15 protein-coding genes and 1 pseudogene are annotated in these 18,614 nt (G+C 47.1%); 12 read left to right on the top strand and 4 right to left on the bottom strand.

The features are described 5' to 3' along the window. The first annotated feature begins 1 nt into the window (after position 1). The 8 genes from nrfD (at position 2) to SHEWPOL2_RS07025 (ending at position 9,399) form a co-directional block, all read left to right on the top strand. Complete coding sequence (gene nrfD / locus SHEWPOL2_RS07060) at positions 2–949, top strand: NrfD/PsrC family molybdoenzyme membrane anchor subunit (protein WP_037427338.1); 948 nt, start codon at positions 2–4, stop codon at positions 947–949. A 117-nt stretch (positions 950–1,066) separates the two neighbouring features. Continuing rightward, positions 1,067–1,558, top strand: a complete 492-nt coding sequence (locus SHEWPOL2_RS07055) for a nitrous oxide reductase accessory protein NosL (RefSeq protein WP_037413896.1) — start codon at positions 1,067–1,069, stop codon at positions 1,556–1,558. A gap of 10 nt (positions 1,559–1,568) precedes the next feature. Further along, positions 1,569–2,843, top strand: coding sequence for a nitrous oxide reductase family maturation protein NosD (nosD, locus tag SHEWPOL2_RS07050; RefSeq protein WP_037427336.1), 1,275 nt, complete (start codon positions 1,569–1,571; stop codon positions 2,841–2,843). After that, a complete protein-coding gene (locus SHEWPOL2_RS07045) occupies positions 2,840–3,886 on the top strand; it encodes an ABC transporter ATP-binding protein (RefSeq protein WP_037427334.1) in 1,047 nt (348 codons plus the stop codon). Before nosD ends, SHEWPOL2_RS07045 begins: the two co-directional genes overlap by 4 nt. Then, positions 3,883–4,779 carry an ABC transporter permease subunit gene (locus SHEWPOL2_RS07040; protein WP_037427332.1) on the top strand — a complete coding sequence of 299 codons (897 nt, stop codon included), beginning with the start codon at positions 3,883–3,885 and terminating at the stop codon, positions 4,777–4,779. The genes SHEWPOL2_RS07045 and SHEWPOL2_RS07040 overlap by 4 nt, the downstream gene beginning before the upstream one ends. A gap of 214 nt (positions 4,780–4,993) precedes the next feature. Then, positions 4,994–6,277: a helix-turn-helix domain-containing protein gene (locus SHEWPOL2_RS07035; RefSeq protein ID WP_037413903.1), complete on the top strand. Its 1,284-nt coding sequence runs from the start codon at positions 4,994–4,996 to the stop codon at positions 6,275–6,277. A 220-nt stretch (positions 6,278–6,497) separates the two neighbouring features. Further along, positions 6,498–8,624 (top strand): M13 family metallopeptidase, encoded by a 2,127-nt coding sequence (locus SHEWPOL2_RS07030; RefSeq protein WP_037427330.1) that lies wholly within the window; start codon positions 6,498–6,500, stop codon positions 8,622–8,624. Between the two features lie 145 nt (positions 8,625–8,769). Then, positions 8,770–9,399, top strand: coding sequence for a flavin reductase family protein (locus SHEWPOL2_RS07025; RefSeq protein WP_037427329.1), 630 nt, complete (start codon positions 8,770–8,772; stop codon positions 9,397–9,399). Between the two features lie 460 nt (positions 9,400–9,859). Here SHEWPOL2_RS07025 and SHEWPOL2_RS07020 read toward each other — a convergent pair whose 3' ends face one another. Next, positions 9,860–11,611 (bottom strand): P-loop NTPase fold protein, encoded by a 1,752-nt coding sequence (locus SHEWPOL2_RS07020; protein ID WP_037427328.1) that lies wholly within the window; start codon positions 11,609–11,611, stop codon positions 9,860–9,862. 602 nt (positions 11,612–12,213) lie between these two features. On the opposite strand from SHEWPOL2_RS07020, the gene SHEWPOL2_RS07015 reads away from it, so the two are divergent. After that, positions 12,214–12,876 carry a DUF3313 domain-containing protein gene (locus tag SHEWPOL2_RS07015; RefSeq protein ID WP_037413939.1) on the top strand — a complete coding sequence of 221 codons (663 nt, stop codon included), beginning with the start codon at positions 12,214–12,216 and terminating at the stop codon, positions 12,874–12,876. Positions 12,877–13,159: 283 nt separating this feature from the next. Here SHEWPOL2_RS07015 and SHEWPOL2_RS07010 read toward each other — a convergent pair whose 3' ends face one another. Next, positions 13,160–13,471 carry a metalloregulator ArsR/SmtB family transcription factor gene (locus tag SHEWPOL2_RS07010; protein ID WP_037414026.1) on the bottom strand — a complete coding sequence of 104 codons (312 nt, stop codon included), beginning with the start codon at positions 13,469–13,471 and terminating at the stop codon, positions 13,160–13,162. Between the two features lie 225 nt (positions 13,472–13,696). Here SHEWPOL2_RS07010 and SHEWPOL2_RS07005 point away from each other — a divergent pair, with 225 nt between their 5' ends. Further along, positions 13,697–14,878, top strand: a complete 1,182-nt coding sequence (locus SHEWPOL2_RS07005) for a permease (protein WP_037427326.1) — start codon at positions 13,697–13,699, stop codon at positions 14,876–14,878. 236 nt (positions 14,879–15,114) lie between these two features. Here SHEWPOL2_RS07005 and fre read toward each other — a convergent pair whose 3' ends face one another. Further along, complete coding sequence (gene fre / locus SHEWPOL2_RS07000; RefSeq protein WP_037427324.1) at positions 15,115–15,813, bottom strand: NAD(P)H-flavin reductase; 699 nt, start codon at positions 15,811–15,813, stop codon at positions 15,115–15,117. A gap of 101 nt (positions 15,814–15,914) precedes the next feature. Continuing rightward, a complete protein-coding gene (ubiD, locus tag SHEWPOL2_RS06995) occupies positions 15,915–17,396 on the bottom strand; it encodes a 4-hydroxy-3-polyprenylbenzoate decarboxylase (protein WP_037427322.1) in 1,482 nt (493 codons plus the stop codon). 158 nt (positions 17,397–17,554) lie between these two features. Here ubiD and SHEWPOL2_RS06990 point away from each other — a divergent pair, with 158 nt between their 5' ends. Next, positions 17,555–18,313: a hypothetical protein gene (locus tag SHEWPOL2_RS06990; RefSeq protein WP_037427320.1), complete on the top strand. Its 759-nt coding sequence runs from the start codon at positions 17,555–17,557 to the stop codon at positions 18,311–18,313. Between the two features lie 95 nt (positions 18,314–18,408). After that, positions 18,409–18,614: pseudogene (locus SHEWPOL2_RS06985) on the top strand (MFS transporter); the annotation flags it as partial.

The raw sequence follows: 18,614 nt of genomic DNA, 5'->3' as shown, positions 1-18,614 counted from the left end.
TATGGATACCAGTATGGAATTTACCCTCGGCTTATCCCAAGGCGTTGCTTGGCCTTGGCCGATTGCAGTGTATTTATTTTTCGCGGGGATTTCGGGCGGGGCGTTAACCATTGCGCTGGCGCTGCGTTTTTACCTAGGCCAGGTTGAAAATACCGCCTTCTTAAAAGCCGCGACCTTGCTGTCCTTTGTGACCATAAGCTTAGGGATGTTATGTCTGGTACTCGACTTGACTAACCCCTTATTCTTCTGGCGAATTTTGGTGTTTTATAACTTAAATTCTGTGATGTCGATTGGTGTTATTGCGCTGTCGGTATATATCCCGTTAGTGGCAGTGGTAGCACTTTTAGCCCTCGAAAAAGAGCTGATGGCCATCCCACAATTGAAGTTTTTAGCGCCGATTATTGCCAAGTTAAAAGGCTTTAGACGCCCAATGGAAGCGCTCGTTTTAATACTGGCGTTATCAGTGTGTGCTTACACAGGCTTCTTGATTTCTGCGCTGATCCGCTTCCCGCTGATCAACACCTCGGTACTCCCTGCGCTGTTTATTGCCTCGGGTCTATCCGCGGGTGGCGCTTCAGCCAAAATGCTGGCGGTGTGGTTATTTAAAGAGCCCCTGCACAGCGGCGAAATGAAGATCCTGCACGGCGCTGAGTGGCCCATTATGTTTGCCGAAGCCATGTTTATTTTCATGATCGCGACAGCACTATTAACGGGTAATGCCGGTGGTCAATTTGCTTTTGCCGCCTTCCATGAAGGTGTGTGGGCAAGCGTATTCTGGATTGGTGTTGTGGGTATCGGCTTTGCCGCGCCACTGCTACTGAACTTTGCGACGGGTAAACATTTTAGCCATTCGGCCAAAGCGTTTTATATGTCGGGAATGTGTGCGGTAGTGGGGATGATGTGTCTACGACTCTTTATCCTGTTAGCGGGCCAAAACTACGCGATTTAACGATGTACTAAGGCCTCGGCCTTTGATGAACCATTTTTTTATCAACCCTCGTCGCAAGAGGTCTGTCCCTGCAAGGTGCCTTGGCGAGGCGTTGATATTTTTCAAAGGATTAACAGTATGAAAAAGTTCTTTGGGTTGTTACTACTCGCTCCTTTGTTATTAGGCTGCAATAAGAGCGAAGCGACCGATCACCAACACAAAGCCGAGATGATCCACGAGCATGATCGTTGCCACCTATGCGGTATGGTGATCACTAAATACCCTGGACCAAAGGGGCAAGTACACCTTAAGGCCGAGAAGATGGTGCCTAAGTTTTGCTCTAGCCGCGATATGTTTAACTTTGCCTTACAGCCTGAAAATAAAAGACAAATTGCTTACATGATGGTGCATGACGCCGCGACAACCGATTGGGAACAGCCTGACGATGGCGCCTTTATCGATGCCGCCAGCGCATTTTATGTTTACGGCACCAGTAAAAAAGCCGTGATGGGGCCAGCCGTCGCACCTTTTAGTACTAAAGCCGCCGCCGAAGCCTTTGCAAAGGAATACGGTGGACGCGTATTAACCTTTGAAGATATCACTCTCGAATTACTCGCTGGCGATAAGTAGGCGATTGATCATGCTGCGTTTATTGCTCCTCTGTTGGCTCTGCACCTTATCCTTTATCGGTGTGACGCAGGAGTTAAGGGTTAAAGATACTGCCTCTTTAACCCAAGCATTGGCGCAGGCGCAGGACGGTGACACACTCGTACTTGATACCGCAGTGTATGAAGGTAATTTCAGTGTCACCCGCTCCATTCATATTAAGGCCGAAGCGGGCGCGACCCTCGATGCCCTACGCCAAGGCAGCGCCCTCACCATTACTGCACCCAAAGTGATTGTCGAAGGACTCAATATCCGCCATTGGGGGCGGGATCTTTACTATCACGATGCAGGCATTTTATTGCTGCCTGGGGCTGACGAGGTGCTAATCAAGGGCAATCGTTTCGTCGGTGATGGCTTTGGGATTTATGGCGAACAACTCGCATCGCCCCGCATTCTTGAAAATAGCATCAGTGGCAATGGCGCCATCTATGTCTTGGACAGGGGCGATGGGATTTTCCTTAAGCATGTGACCGCGCCCGATGTGCAACAAAATCATGTTATCTTTGTCCGCGATGGGGTATATCTCGAGTCGGTGACGGACAGCAAAATTCACCATAATCAATTCGCTAAGCTTCAATACGGCATCCACTACATGTATACCCGAGGTGATGAAGCCTCAAACAATCAAGCGATTAGCGTCGACGGCGGCTACGCATTGATGAATTCACAACAAATCTACCTGCACCATAATCGCGTCAGCCAAGCGCGGGACTTTGGCATTCTGCTCAATATCACCAACGACTCTCATATTCAGGCGAATATCGCTACAGACGTGAAGCATCCCCAAGGTTCGGTAGAACTCGGTAACGAAGGCAAGGGCATTTTTATCTACGCCGCGCAGAATAATCGCATTCAAGATAATGAATTTAGTCACAGTGATACTGGGATCAGCATGGCGATGGGCGGTGAAGCAAACCGCCTTTGGCATAATCGTATTTTGGCCAATCAGACCCAAGTTAAGTACGTCGGCGAGGCGCAGCTGGAGTGGAGTTATCAGGGGCAGGGCAATTACTGGTCTGAATACCGCGGCTGGGATGCTAATGGCGACGGAGTGGGGGATGTTACCCACAGACCTAACGACAATTTAGACAAGCTATTTTGGCTCTATCCCGAGGCGAAACTACTGATGGAAAGCCCGGTGGTATTGCTGCTGCGTTGGGTAGAGCGGCAGTTTCAGCCAACGAGTGTCAGCGGTGTGAGTGATAGTTTCCCCTTAATGCGACTGACCACAGAGGGAGATGGAATATGAGCCATTTTACCAACAACGCTATTAATCCACAGGCACTGACATTAATGACAAAGCAAACTGCTGCCCAAGGGCAAGTGGCTGTTAAGGCCGTGGGATTGAGTAAGCGGTATGCTGAGTTTGAAGCGGTAAAAGATCTTAATTTTGAGGTGTGTACAGGCCAAACCTTAGCGCTGCTAGGCCATAATGGTGCTGGTAAATCTACGCTGATCAAAATGATTTTAGGCTTGGTATCCCCAAGCGCGGGCCAGTTATTTGTGCAGGGGCAAGAGGTACAAGCCAAGCGGGTCAATGCGAGTTTATCTTTAGGCTATTTGCCTGAAAATGTAAGCTTTTATGACAATATGACGGCGCATGAACTCTTAAGCTACTTTGCCAAGCTTAAGGGCGTTGCACCTGTGCGAGTCAACCTTTTACTGGAAGAGTTTGGCCTGATGGCGGCTAAGGATAAACGGCTGCGCACCTTTTCCAAGGGGATGCGCCAACGTTTAGGCTTAGCCCAAGCGGTGCTTGCTGATCCTAAAGTGTTGCTGCTGGACGAACCGACAGTCGGGCTCGACCCTCTGGCATCGGCCTTTTTGTATCAAAAAATGGCGCAACTTAAGGCCCAAGGCTGTGCGATTATTATCAGTACCCACGAGTTAGGTTTAGTGCAAGATCAAATGGATAGCGCGCTGATTTTAGGCCAAGGCCAGATGCTTGCCTCAGGGAATTTGCTCAGTCTTAGGGCTGCAACCTCGCTACCCAGCCTGATTGAATTGCATCACTTTACGCCGCTGCAATATCAGCAGTTGCTAAGCCAAGCGTTGTTCGCCTCACTGTCAGAACCCTCAGCCTCAGACCGAGTGTGCTTAAGGGTGCCTGATGCGCTAAAAGCCAAGGTGATACAGCAATTACACTCCCTGAAGATCCATGAGTTTTCTATTGTGCCGCCGAGTTTACAGGATATTTTTCATTGTTATATGGCGAATCTTCACCCCCAGAGCGCGTCCAGTTGCAACACCTTTGCTGGTACAGAAAACCTTAATTCGGAGTTAGTGGCATGAGCCAAATCTGTCAGTTAGAAAAGCAGCAAGGCTTGTCGAGTTTTCGTCCTCCTATGGCGCTGACATTGATTCAAGCCGTTGCGGTAAAAGAATTTAAAGACAATCTGCGTAACCGTTGGTTATGGCTTATGGCGGGTATGTTATTGATTCTTTCGCTGTGTGTGAGTTTTATGGGCAGCGCAGTATCGGGCAGTTTAGTGGTATTTGAGAGCGCGCAAATTTTTTCTGGTTTAGTCACGCTCGCGGTGTTTATTTTACCTTTGGGTGCCATTTTACTGAGCTACGATAGCTTTGTTGGTGAGCGGGAATCGGGCACCTTGCTGTTGTTGCTGACTTACCCCTTGGCTCGTTGGCATTTGGTTTGTGGCAAATTACTCGGCCACGCCTATGTGATGGCCACTGCCTGTTTATTGGGATTTGGCTTAACGGCCTTGTTGCTGCTTGTCCTTGGAGCCGAACACGCACGGCTGGCCTTAGTGATTGGCTTTATTCATCTGATGGGTAGCGGAATTTTATTGTCCTTAGTGTTTGTACTCTTAGGTTACTGCGTGAGCCTGTGTGTGCGGGAAAAAGCCAAAGCTTTAGGTGTATTACTGCTGCTTTGGTTTGTGTTGGTGTTGGTCTACGATTTGGTACTATTAACAGCCCTCGTCAGTATGGCTGAAGTACTGAATCGTCAACTATTTAACCTATTGATTTTAATCAATCCTACCGATCTTTTCCGGGCTTTAAACTTACTCGCAAACCCTGCCGATACCTTATCGGCAAAGAGTACTCTCGCCCTAATTTCCCAAACGGGTATGGGCTTGCCCTTAATGTATGGTGTATTTGTGGGCTGGTTGACTGTTTTGCTACTGGTTTGTTGCGTTATTTTTAATCGCCAAGAAGTTTAGATACCCCTGCATTAGTTTAAATTTACGCTTAAAAAACAATAGGTAAACTGAGTGTAGAGTCACAGTATTTTATGTTGTTAAAAGGTAAAATAAGCCATCTTGATTTGGTAGCCACAAGTCACGGTTGCTCTCGGGTGAAACTGAGTTTCACTGTGTTTGCCCGTTGTTAGCGCAATCATAGTCTATTGTTTTGGCTTAGTTTTGGGCGCTTAACATGCATAAAATTACTTCATACCTCATGCTAGATGAACAGGCCAAGCTGCTGGTTGACCATGTTCATGGAACCGAGATCGGCCTGACTTTTTCAGAAGCCGCCGTACTCGTGTTGCTGCTGTCATCGCCGAATGCCATTTTTACCAAGGAAGAATTGCTGCAAGTAGGCTGGCCAGATCGCGTGGTCGCACCAACCTCTTTGACCCAATGCATCAGCACATTACGTAAAAAATTAGAGCCTTATACCGAGGTACAGCTCAAAACTGTGGCGCGCCGCGGTTATCAATTACATGTCTCAGAACAGTCCCATGTAAAAATGTTGGCGATTAACGATGCCGATGCTATCCGCGATGCGATTGTGGGTGTCTCTGCTTGGACTAAGGTTGCTGGTATCGTCATGCTGGGGATGATCCTCACCTTGATCTGGTACTGGAGCGATCACCATGCTGTGGTGAAGCATGTCGCGAAATGGAATGCCGATAAATATATCAGCCTGAATATTGGTGGCACCTTAGGTACGGCGCAGGTGTTGTATATCGATGATGAAGAGCATTTACACCCCTCGTGGTGGCAAAAACATTTAGCCCCAGAAGGCAATCATATCGATGGCTTACCTTATTTCAGTGCCTTTGCGTCAACGGATGGTAAAAACTATTCGATGGCAATATGCCCTGCGTTAGATGCCAAGGATTGTACTGGCAAAGGCATCATCAATATCACTTCGATTGATGCTAAACCCGCTGGCCTGAGTATGGCGGAATTTATTCCACTTAGTAAAAAGATGGAAGAGCGGATCCGCTATAACCGCGTAGTCTTACCTGTTGATGATAAAGGGGTTGGGGAGCTACTGGAGCATAACTACCATGCGGATATTTATTTTCCGGTGGCGGGTGAGTTATTGGTTCGCACGGATCTCAGCATGTCGCTGGTGTACGAGGGGCAAAGTCGAGGCAAGTTTTACTCCACCTCATGCATTACCGATCAGGACTGTTTAACCACACCGATTAAGTACACCATTCGGGGCGATTTTGAGCAATATCAAACCCAGATAGGTGATCTCAATGTGGATGTTTTTCATGTCAAAGTATCACAAAAAGAGCTGACCAAACCCGATGAGGTGAGTCACTCGGCCATGCAATTTTACCGCGCGATTCGTAAGCACGATATTCGCGATGAAGATCTGTTCTATTATCGGGTTTATCAAAATAAGGACACTGCCGTTTGGATAGTCCCGCAAATGGGGCAACTGCTGGCGTGGACTCAGTACACTCAAGTTAAGCTCTAACTGCTCATGTTACTCAAACAGCCGATAGTCATCGGCTGTTTTGTTTTGGGCTCGCCGCTCAAAAGCGTGTATTAAAGACTTTGCATTAACTTTCTATCATAAAGTGTGAGTTTCTTTTACATCCCACCATATCGCCAGTTACACTGCCAGACCATGCTAGCAAGCATCTAGATTAGCCAAAATACCAAAAATACAAGAATAACAACGGAAGGAGTCTCTTATGTCGGACCGCCTGATCCCCGCCTTATTACTGTCAACAACAGTACTGACGGGATTAACTGCCTGTGGTGATAACACCAATCAAACCGTCGCCAGCGACAATGCTGCAAAAGTACAAACCAGTGCTGTGCCCGACGCCAGCGAACCCGCTATGCCGATTGGCATTAACCTCGCGGCCATGTCGCCCAAGGTGAAACCCGGTGATGACTTTTATACCTACGCCAATGGCGAATGGATGAAAACCACAGAGATCCCCGCCGATCGCTCAAGCACGGGCGCCTTTTTAGTGGCTTTCCAAGAGACGGAAAAGCATAAGACCAGCCTGATCGCCGACTTAGTCAAGGCCGAACACGCCGCTGGCAGCGATGATGCGCGCATTGCCGATTTCTACAAGGCGTACACTAACACTGCGGCAATCGATGCGGCGGGCATAAAGCCAATGGAAGCCGATTTAGCCCGTTATCAAGCCATTGCGGACAAAAAAGACCTGTCGGCGGCGCTCGGGGCCAATCTGCGCGCCGATGTGGACCCGCTCAATGCCACCGACTTTTTCACCGAAAACCTCTTCGGTATTTTCGTCACCCAAGGTCTGGCGACTCCGGGTGAAGTATTACCTTATTTTCTCCAAGGCGGTTTAGGTTTACCCGAGCGCGAATACTATCTGTCGGACGATCCTAAAATGGTCGAGATCCGCACCGCTTACCGCGCTTATATCGAAACCCTGCTGACCGATGCGGGTATTAGCGATGCTGCTAGCCGTGCAGATCGTATTTTTGCTCTCGAACACAAGATCGCTAGTGCCCACGCCAGCCGTGAAGACAGTGAAGATTTCACTAAGGCATCGGGTGTGTGGAGCCGCGCCGACTTTGACGCTAAAGCCCCGGGTATAGACTGGGCCGCCTTTTTAGATGCCGCCCAGCTTGGCAAGCAAGACAGATTTGCCGCTTACCATGCCAGTGCCATTACTGGCCTGTCGGCGTTGGTGGCCTCTGAGCCGTTGGATGCGTGGAAAGACTGGCTGGTGTTCCACCATATCAACAGCCACGCCGATGTATTGCCATCTGCTATCGATAACGCTTCTTTTGCCTTTAATGGCACTAAGCTGTCAGGCACACCCGAGCAGCGCAGCCGTGATAAACGCGCATTGAGCGCCTTGGATCAATACCTTGGAGATGCCGTGGGCCGCGCCTACGCCGAGCATTATTTCCCGGCCTCGGCCAAGGCCGAAGTCAGCACTATGGTGGATAACATCGTCAGTGCCTTTGGTAAGCGGGTCGAAAAACTCGAATGGATGGACCCTTCAACCAAGAAGGAAGCCTTAGCTAAGGTCGCGACCATCGCCGTTGGCGTGGGTTACCCTGATAAATGGCGTAATTATGATGCTTATGCCGTATCGCCAACCAATGCCTACGCCAATGCCATCAATGGTGAAAAGGTGGAATATGCCCATCAACTCGCCAAAATCGGCAAACCAATGGACAAGGGCGAGTGGTGGATGACGCCGCAAGTGGTTAACGCAGTTAACCTGCCGGTGCAGAATGCGCTTAACTTCCCTGCGGGGATTTTACAGCCGCCATTCTTCGATGCTAAGGCCGATACCGCCTACAACTATGGTGCGATTGGTGCTGTGATTGGCCATGAAATCAGCCATAGCTTCGATAACAATGGTGCGGCGTTCGACTCGACGGGCGCGATGCGTAACTGGTGGACGCCAGCGGACTTTGCTCAGTTTGCCAAACAAGGTGAGGCACTGGCTAAGCAGTTTGATGCCTATGCGCCATTCCCAGATTTGCATGTAAACGGCAAGCTGACCTTAGGTGAAAACATTGCCGACGTGGCGGGCTTAGCGGCCGCACTCGATGCTTACCATGCTTCACTTAATGGCAAACCCGCGCCGGTTATCGATGGCTTTACCGGCGACCAACGCTTCTTTATCGGCTTCGCCCAGACTTGGGCAACCAAGATGCGTGACGAAGCCCTGCGTGCCCGCGTGGCGACCGATGGTCATGCCCCTGGCATGTACCGCGCGCTGACCGTGCGTAACTTAGACGCTTGGTACACCGCATTCGATGTGAAGCCCGGCGATAAGTTGTACTTAGTGCCAGAGGATCGTGTGAAGATCTGGTAAGTTCATCGTCTTAAACAGCATCAACTAAGGGGAACATATTGTTCCCCTTATACTTTGCGCTATTCAGCTATTAGAATATTTAGCGGTTCGCCGAAGTCCTGTAAGATGATGCTTGAGTATTTACATTGTGATTAAGGGATGAGGCATGAGTGTAGAAAACCGCTATTTTTACGAGCCGAGTAAGGGACATGGGTTATCGCACGATCCCTTAAATGCCATTATAGCCCCCAGGCCCATAGGTTGGATCTCCTCCCGCAATGCACAGGGGCAGCGTAATCTCGCGCCCTATAGTTTTTTTAATTGTTTCAACTACAAACCACCGATCATTGGCTTCGCTAGTACGGGCTGGAAAGACAGTGTTGCTAATATCGTCGAGACAGGGGAGTTTGTGTGGAACCTCACTACCCGCAGCCTTGCCGAGAAAATGAATCAAACTTCCGCCATGTTACCCCGTGGGGAGGACGAGTTTGCCTTTGCCGGACTCACCCCAAAGGCTGGCACTATCGTTCAAGCCGAGCTGGTGGCCGAAAGCCCAGTGAATTTTGAGTGTAAGCTTTCTCAATGTATTCAATTAACTGCCGCCAATGGCGACAAGATTGATACTTGGCTAGTCTTAGGTGAAGTGGTTGCCGTACATATCGCCAAGCATTTACTCGATAGTGAAGGGGTGTATCAAACCGCCCTCGCCGAACCCGTACTGCGCGCCGGCGGCCCATCCGCCTACTATGGGATTTCGGAAGAATTAAGGTTTGATTTGCATAGACCTAAGGTGTAAGGGTTGCTCTGGTGCCGCAGGGCTGTGGGTGTTCAAACTTCATTTGAGTTTTAGGCATTAGTTTAACTGTTAACTTTTTAAATCAAAATCTAAGTCAAAGTCGTGGGGCTTCACCCCACACCCGACCAAGGAGGACTGCTCGTCCTATCCTCCTTGGATGCTCCAAGACGCCCCTAGCGAAGTTACATGCATTGATTAGTGGCTTCGTGCTTATTCGAAAATCGCTAACGCTTCCGATGGGTCCGCTTTACATCCCTGTAAAGCACTCCAGTTCGGCAGTCCCTGCCTCTCGCTCATAAGCTCGAAAATCACTGATTTTCATTCGCCCCTTCCCCGAAAGCTACGCAGACTTCCTGTCTGCGTTACGCGATTTTCTTCAACGCCCTTCAGCAACTTCGCAGGGGAAGGTGAACTTCTGTAACCTTGGTGTATTGTTCATCTCCAAAGAGTTATGCCAGTCCTATCTTTTTTCTGTTAGATCCTCTCGACCCATCCAATCAAGAGGGGATGCCAACTCGACAAAGTCTTTATATTCATCCATACCGATATCTTCGAACTGATTTCTAATATAGAGAAAATTAGCCCACAGAATAGCTGACGTTTGGAATAGATTATCATCGTATTTAGAACTACGACTTTTCTCAATAAGGGCCCTACAAGATTTCTGTAACGGAGTGTCTTCTCTTTCTGTATGTCGGGACGTATCGTTTATAAAAAAAACAGAAAGATGTCTAGTTGTTGAGCCAAAGTGAGAAGAGAAAATTTCTTTCAGGTATTCAAGTAAATTAAAACTATATGAGCCTGAGTGATAAGGTATATTCATCGACTGACGATGTGAACCATATGTAAACAGATTATCCGCATATTGCTGTGGGTCGAAGTTCATTTCAATAAGGCGGTTATGAGAACTTGTTGGTATGTAACTTTCTATCCACTCAGCTAAATAGATAGTTTTAGTACCATCACCTTTCTGGATAACTTTTTCAAACTTGCCATTTACGATTTCTTCAAAAAGTTTATTGTCCTTTTCTTTAATACAAAGCAAAGTCGTCAACATCAATATATCGAGCTTGGAACCTCTGGGCATGTTTGATATGGTCGCCAGTATTCTATCTGTGATTTGAATTGCTGTGCGCGGAGAGGCATTAAAGGCCTCAAGAACAATTGATATATTTTTAAGTGTTATTTTAGCATCAATATTAGGAGGGAATATTTCAATGTTGACTCTCTTTAAATAATCCTCTGAAAGCTTGTTGGCATCGCTGTGTACGTCTAAAAAATTTTCTAAATTAGGTGACTTGAGGCTATAACGACTATTGAAAAAGCGGCCTAGGTAAATTTTGGCGTCAAAACCCTCGCCGTATACCGCTTTAACGGCATGCTGAAGCTGCTCTGTGTCTGTTGCAACGACAAATACAACCCCTTCAATATCAAAAATATGTTTAATGGTTTCTAGCATTTCAACAGCATAGCTAGGCCTGCAACGGTCTAGTTCATCAATAAAAATGAAAGCGGGATAGCTATTTTGTTTATGGCCTACAACAGCTCCAACCCATTCAGATACACTTTTTTTAAGGCTATCAATCGCTTTGGATTTTGCATCATGTTCATCAATTAGATACTTAACCGCTTCTGAAGCGGCAAAGCTCATATCAATTGGGTTACTATTCGTATCTAATAGATCTTGGCCATTTTCCCCCTTGATGTGACCAATATTTTCATTATCGTCATCTGCATTCATAATTTCGACAGGATCTATGCCGACATATCGCTTAAATAATCCTCGACCAATACCAGGGGCCGCTGCCTTTAATAAGCCGATCAACTTACGAGGAGCTTTGAATTCTGGAGAATCTTTATCTTTTCCTGCTTGCTTTCTTAATTGGTCAATAATGGATGAAATGACTGTCATCAAAGGGTCATCTGAGTAGTCCTTTTTCCATGCATCTACATATACGACAGGATAATGCTCTTTTAGGTCTTCGGACCAGCGTTTGAGAAAGTAGGTTTTGCCTGCACCCCACTCAGCATTGAGATTAAGCACATAATTCCGTTTTTTGTCACCATCAGTTCTCTGGTCATCATAACCTTGAGAGGCTAGCAGTTTAGTTAGAAAAGTAGCGTACTTTTCTCTTCCTAGCTTATCTTCTGGAAAGAATTCATCATCAATAATTTTTCCTTGAGTCCAATCCAAGATAACTTGCTTAACCATTTAATTATCCGAGTGTTATTATTTAATAAGTTCGGAGTTTATGACTATTTATAACAGGCTGCAAAATATATTTTTGGGTAGTTGATTGATACTCTTTGATATTAAATTTCGCGCATATATTAAAATGGTTTCGTTCAAAGAAATATCGGACTTGCACAACTCTTTTGAGATTGAGGGCCAATGCCGAGATCACAGAAGTTCACCTTCCCCTCGGGATGCCGCAGGTACTGGTCCTGCTGCATTTAAAACAACCCTACTGCGAAAAACGGTATATCTGCAATCTTCTTTAGTGAAATGTTGTGTTGGGTATTATTTCATATGAAAGATGTTGTGTTAGCGCTATGGCACATACCTAGTTTACAGATAAATGCTTCCACGACTTTCTAATCGCTAAAATCTAGGTTATTACTATTCTATCAGTAAGATAAAGTGCTGAACCCGTTTGATAAAGTGAGTTCTGTTGTCACTGTTTGAGTCGTCGATACGGGCTGCCTTGTCGTGTCCACTGTGGAAGGCTGTTGGTTGGAATACTACCTAGGAGAAGGCCCGCTTATCGCGGTGTTCATCCTAAAAACAAATTATTAATCAGTGCAGGAGCAAATATGAAAAAAGTGGTAATGATTGCCATGGCGACGGTCTTACTGGGGATGGGTGGATGCTCGGTAAAGGAAAGGGCGATGAGTGGGTTTCAAGTTGTGCCCTTTGATGCGTTCAAAACGAGTGAAACTAATCCCAATCAGCGTATTTATAAGGAGCAGGGTGTAGATCTGCGCCAGTACAATCAAGTGTTGCTCGATCCATTACAGTTTATTCGTCAAGAGAATGGCCAGTGGTATCTATTAACGGCTAATGAGCAGAATGAGATTGGCCGTTATTATCATACGAAGTTTAAAAATGAATTGACGAAAAATGGAGTCAAGATTGCGACTGAGTCGGGCCCAGGCGTGATTAGAGTTCAGGCTGCGGTGACAAATTTCGATTTAACTCGACCAGAGCTTAAATTACGCGATCTATTACCCGCGAAGATTGCCATTGATGTGACAAAAGAGGCAATAGGTATGGAGCCTTACTTGCTCAAGGTTGGCAGCATGTCGCAATTGCTCGACTCACAAAGCGGTAAGTTATTAGTGCGAGTTTTAGATGCTCGCGAGAGTGAAGACACTACCCAAAAAGATACCCCAATTAGTGCAAGCGAGCTGGAAAAGATGATTGACCAGTGGGCTGCGAGTCGCGCTAAACAGTTAGCTGATAATTTGGGAAAATAAGCGTACAAGTCTATTCCTAGCCATCAGTGATACTTGTCGTTGTTGATCAATTAATATAAACCCCAGTAAAAACTGGGGTTTATATTTTATCGATAGGATAATACTCGAGCCGTGACAACAAAAAAAGCATGCAGTGGATAACCTGCCTTTAGTGATGCTCACAGATATTGAGCGTTAGGTTGCTGGGTAAGGCGAGCCAGCGTATTGCGGAGCATAAAACGTCCTTGTTTAATGCTTGTGCAAGACACTTCGGAGATTAGCAAGTAGCAGTATGAAGGTGTGTTTATGCCTCTTCCTCTATTTTAGGGCGCTGGGCACTGCAACATTGATCCTGTAAAAAATGTACGAGTCCTTGTAATAATTGATAATCGGGTACGCAGTACAATACTCTTCCTTCACGTCGCTGCGAGATAATCCCCGCTGATACTAAGGCGCTAATATGATGCGAGAGTGTAGAACCCGGGATCTGCAACTCTTCTTGTAGTTGCCCCACGGCAACGCCTTCGTAGCCACCCTTAACCAATATCCTGAACAGGGCAAGACGAGTAGGATGTCCGAGTTCTTTCAATACTTTAGCTGCATTTTCAATATTCATATTGATACTGTTGTTTTCGTTCATGCCATCAATTTATTCGATAATACCAGAATTATCTATCTTTAAGCGGCTTCAAAAAGCACTGCCATCCCCAATGAGTATGAACTTTATCTGTTGTTGATACTGTGTTCACACTATATTTCTGCATTTATGGAAATTTAGTGTTGAAAATTGTCGTTATCATAACTATTATTCTAGAAAATTCGAAATGTTTTAAGGGTAGAAATGAATCCACAGCTCATCACTATGCTAAAAGAAACGGTAAATATGTTTGCGTTTCTTGCGCTTGAGTTAACCTTGTTATTCCTTGTGATTAGCTATCTCGTTGGTATGCTTCAAGAGTTTGTTACCCCTCAAAAAGTGCAATCCATTTTGAGTTCGCGTAATGGCAAAGGATATTTGATTGCTGCTTTACTTGGATCTATTACGCCATTTTGCTCTTGCTCAACGATCCCATTCTTAAAAGGTTTACTCAGGGCTCGTGCTGGCTTTGGTCCTATGATGGTGTTTCTATTTGCTAGCCCATTACTAAACCCTATCATTGTGGGATTATTCGTGGTCACTTTCGGAGTGAAAGTCGCGGTATTTTACTTTGTCATGGCAATGGGAGTATCGGTCATTGCGGGCTATACCCTTGAAAAACTAGGATTCGAACGATATGTGCGTAAAGAGGCTTATGGTCAAGAAAATGTAGAGCACTCAAGTTGCTGCGATACAAAAGCAGCACCAGCCTTATCTTCATGCGTTGAAACCACTAAATTAGCGCCGATTGTATCCCTGTGTAGTGATGTAAAGTCTTCACCTAAGATGTTCCTTTATGCTGATGTTAAGCCTACTTCAGCACTATCTTCCTGCTGTGAAACCAAACCTGCACCGTTAGCATCTTCCTGCTGCGAAACCAAGCCTGCACCGTTAGCATCTTCCTGCTGTGGGACAACATCGGCGTCGGTTACTCCTGGTGCTGATATCCCGACTGTACCGCCTAAACTCGATATTGTGAGTCGTTCATTGCGGGTTTGGCGCACCACGTGGAAGGACTTTAAGCATGTATTACCCTATCTTTTTGTCGGGGTGTTACTCGGCTCATTTATCTATGGCTTTATTCCCACTGAATTTATCGTGAACTATGCCGGCGAGGCCACTTGGTATGCCATTCCTGTTGCTGCGGTTATTGGCATTCCCCTTTATATTCGTGCCGAAGCCGTCATCCCTCTCACTGCGGCATTAGTTCAAAAAGGTATGGCAATGGGCTCTGTGATGGCATTTATCATCGGCAGTGCTGGCGCGAGTATCACTGAAGTGATTTTGTTAAAAGCAATCTTTAAAAATCAAATGATTGCTGCCTTTCTCGGCGTTATTTTAGGTATGGCTATCGCATCAGGATTTCTTTATGGTTTAGTCTTTTAAATTAAGCCTTCTATCCACAGTAAACCTAATACGCTTTTGATGTGTCTTTAAGTGGTGCGAATGGAGAGGCTTGGGGAGTAACCAAGTCGTTAGATATGGGCGTTGTTCGACAAGGACTCTCGTTCGTGAGTCGGTTAAAAAAGCGATCAAACCTAAAAGCAAAACCCCAGTTTTCACTGGGGTTTATTGTTTGAGCCTAGGTTGGCAAAGGTTATCCTGCCAAGCTAATCAATGCGTTATTTGATAAACGCGAAGGCATCGCCGTAGAGATGGGCTTCTTCAACACCCATTTCGCGGAAGATTTCGCGGGCGGCACCGACCATATCGAAACGACCTGCGATATAGATGTCATAGCCATTGAGGCTAATAAAATCCTGTTTGATTTGCGCGAGCAGATTGGCGGTTTTGCCTTGCCAGTTTGCTGGGGCCTCTTCAATAACGGGCACAAAATGCAACCAAGGGTGAGCGTCGTGCCATGCGCGGGCGATGCTTTCGTAGTACATCGCATCTTGGGTGCGGCAACCCCAATACAAGGTTGTTTCGACCTGTTGGCCGAGGGCGATTTGTTGCTCGACAATACTCTTGATGTAAGAGAAGCCTGTGCCACCGGCGATCAATAAACGTGGGCGCAGGCTGTCGTGGCGTAGGTGAGCGTCGCCACCTGGCGCTTCGATGTCGATATGCGTGTTATTACGCAATCTTTCAACTACTTGCATTGGATAACTTTCGCTGACGGCCGCACCAATATGAAGCTCAATCACTTCGGCATTAGGGGCGGACGCGATAGAGAAGGGACGTTTATCTTTTTCACCCATCACAACACACAGGTATTGTCCCGCTTGAAACTCCAAGGGGGTATCAGGCTTTAACCACACCTGATATACGGCGTCGTTAAAGGGGGTTACTTTCTCTATCTTACAACGTATGGTTTTCATCAAACTTCCTTTGCACCTTTTTATCTAGTTAGAGGTGTCACATTAAGGCCATTCGCGGCCAATTCTCTTGGCTTAAGTGGGTACGTCGTGCTTAAGCTGAATTATAGGGTTGGGCTGTCGTCTATGCCTAACTCATCCCAGATTGAGTCGATCTTTTGCTTAACCTTAGGGTCCATCACAATCGGCGTACCCCATTCGCGGGTGGTTTCGCCTTCCCACTTATTGGTGGCATCGAGACCCATTTTGGAGCCGAGGCCCGCTACGGGAGAGGCAAAGTCGAGGTAATCGATAGGGGTATTATCGATCATCACGGTGTCGCGTTTCGGGTCCATACGGGTGGTAATGGCCCAAATCACATCGTTCCAGTCGCGGCAATTCACATCGTCATCGACCACCACAATAAATTTGGTATACATAAACTGGCGCAGGAAGGACCACGCGCCCATCATCACCCGTTTCGCATGGCCGGGGTATTGTTTGCGAATCGAGATCACCGCCATCCGGTAAGAACAACCTTCAGGAGGCAGATAAAAATCAATAATTTCAGGATATTGCTTACGCAAAATCGGCACAAACACTTCGTTGAGTGCCACGCCTAACATGGCGGGTTCATCCGGTGGACGGCCAGTGTAGGTGCTGTGGTAAATCGGATCTTTACGGTGAGTAATATGGGTCACAGTAAAGACGGGGAATTTATCCGTCTCGTTGTAGTAACCCGTGTGGTCGCCGTAGGGGCCTTCTTCGGCCATTTCGTCAGGATCGATATAGCCTTCAAGGATAATCTCGCTGCTGGCGGGCACTTCTAAATCGCAGCTTAAGGCTTTGCAGACTTCGGTGCGTTCACCGCGCAACAATCCCGCAAAGGCGTATTCGCTCATCGCATCAGGTACTGGGGTTACCGCGCCTAAAATAGTCACTGGATCTGAGCCTAAGGCTACAACTACAGGGTAACGCTCACCGGGGAATTGCTCTTTAAAATCAGCAAAATCAAGCGCGCCACCACGGTGGGATAGCCAGCGCATAATGAGTTTATTCTTACCTAGCAATTGTTGGCGATAGATCCCAAGGTTTTGGCGATTCTTACGCGGGCCTTTAGTAATGGTTAAGCCCCAAGTGACCAGTGGCGCGACATCGCCCGGCCAACAATGCTGAATCGGTAACTGGGTTAAATCGACTTCATCGCCAGTTTTTACCACTTGCTGACAGGCGGGATTACGCACCGTCTTGGGCGGCATATTCAAGGCTTGCTTGAACATAGGGATTTTTGAAATCGCGTCTTTAAAGCCGCGTGGTGGCTCAGGTTCTTTTAAAAACGCTAATAGCTCACCGACTTCGCGCAGCGCTAACGGGTCGTCTTTACCCAGCGCCATGGCGACACGTTTTGGAGTACCAAAGAGGTTAGCCAGCACTGGCATGGAATGATTGGTTGGATTTTCGAACAGAAGTGCAGGGCCTTTGGCACGCAGAACGCGATCGGCGATCTCTGTCATTTCTAAATGAGGATCAACGGGGTAGCTAATGCGTTTGAGTTCGCCATTGGCTTCCAGATGATCGATAAAGCTGCGTAAATCCTTAAAACTCATGTGGAAATAGCCTCTGCAGTGGAAATCCGTGTGGCGCGCACTATAGCATTTTTCTGTTTTAGGGTTAACCTATTCAGTGATCTTCCAGCTTTGGAAGCGTAAAATACTTGTCCTAGGTCGGTGTTTATTTGACCAACGCCCGGTATATCGAGGTTTATATGAGATTCTATTCATTCCTTGCTAAAGATAAATGCCTTAAACATCAATCGGTTTGCTTAAGTAAGCACGCGGAGCCTTGGCATAAAACAGGCTTGGCTTTGTCTTTACTCGGCGCCTTGTTGATCGGTGGTCTTGCCGCGCCAGATTGGGCGATTGCGGGGGATCGAGGCACAAATGATCGCTATAGCGAGAGTTATGGGCGCCAAGATAATCACTATAAAAAGCATCATAAACATAGTGATAGCCATCGTTACTATCGCCCATATTACCGTCCCTATTATCCTTGGGGATTGGGTTTAGGAGTTGGCTTAGCGACGGGCTGGAACCTTGGCTATGGCTGGAATGATGGGATATGGAATGACGACTGGCGTTGGAATCGCGAGCGTTACTGGCATTCGCCTTATTCGGGCATCGGTTTGTCGATCCCGACGGGCTATGATGATACGCCAGTGGCCATTTCTGCGCCTGTGCGTGTTACCACCAGCATGCAATATTCGCCGAGCGAAGGTCGGATGGTGTCGAATATGCCAACCAATAGCGCAACTGTAATGTCGGCGGCCTCGACGGCGAGAGCTTCAACAGTCTCAGCGGAGCCAACTGCCGCAGTTCCCCGGGCGCGGGCGGCGCGCAGTGTATCTAGCCTGCCGAGCAATGCCAGAATAGTGCAGCAAGATGGCCGTACCTTATATGAATGGCAAGGCACGCTTTATGCCTTTGATTGGAATAGCCAAACCTATCAAGAACAGTTAGTTAAGTAATCCTTTTTTATCAACGCTTCTATAACTGGAGCCCCGAGTGGGCTCCTGTTTTTTTCTTAGCCAGTTGTCGTTTTACAGAATCGCGGAGAAATCGTTTGCAAGCAGTTCAACCCAACTCTCAACCCCCAGCCCAAAGCAGCGCGCTTTGGGTGTTGTTAGCCTTGGCATTAGGCACTTTTGCCCTAGGCACCACAGAATTTGCCGCCATGACCTTAGTGCCTTATATCGCCAGCGATTTAAGTGTCGATGTCGCCCATGTGAGTTATGCCATCAGTGCCTATGCCCTTGGGGTGGTGGTGGG

Source organism: Shewanella sp. POL2 (genome assembly GCF_000282755.1).
Taxonomy (GTDB): Bacteria; Pseudomonadota; Gammaproteobacteria; order Enterobacterales; family Shewanellaceae; genus Shewanella; species Shewanella xiamenensis.
The sequence above is the reverse complement of the archived record's forward strand: the minus strand, read 5'-3'. Positions and strand labels throughout refer to the sequence as shown.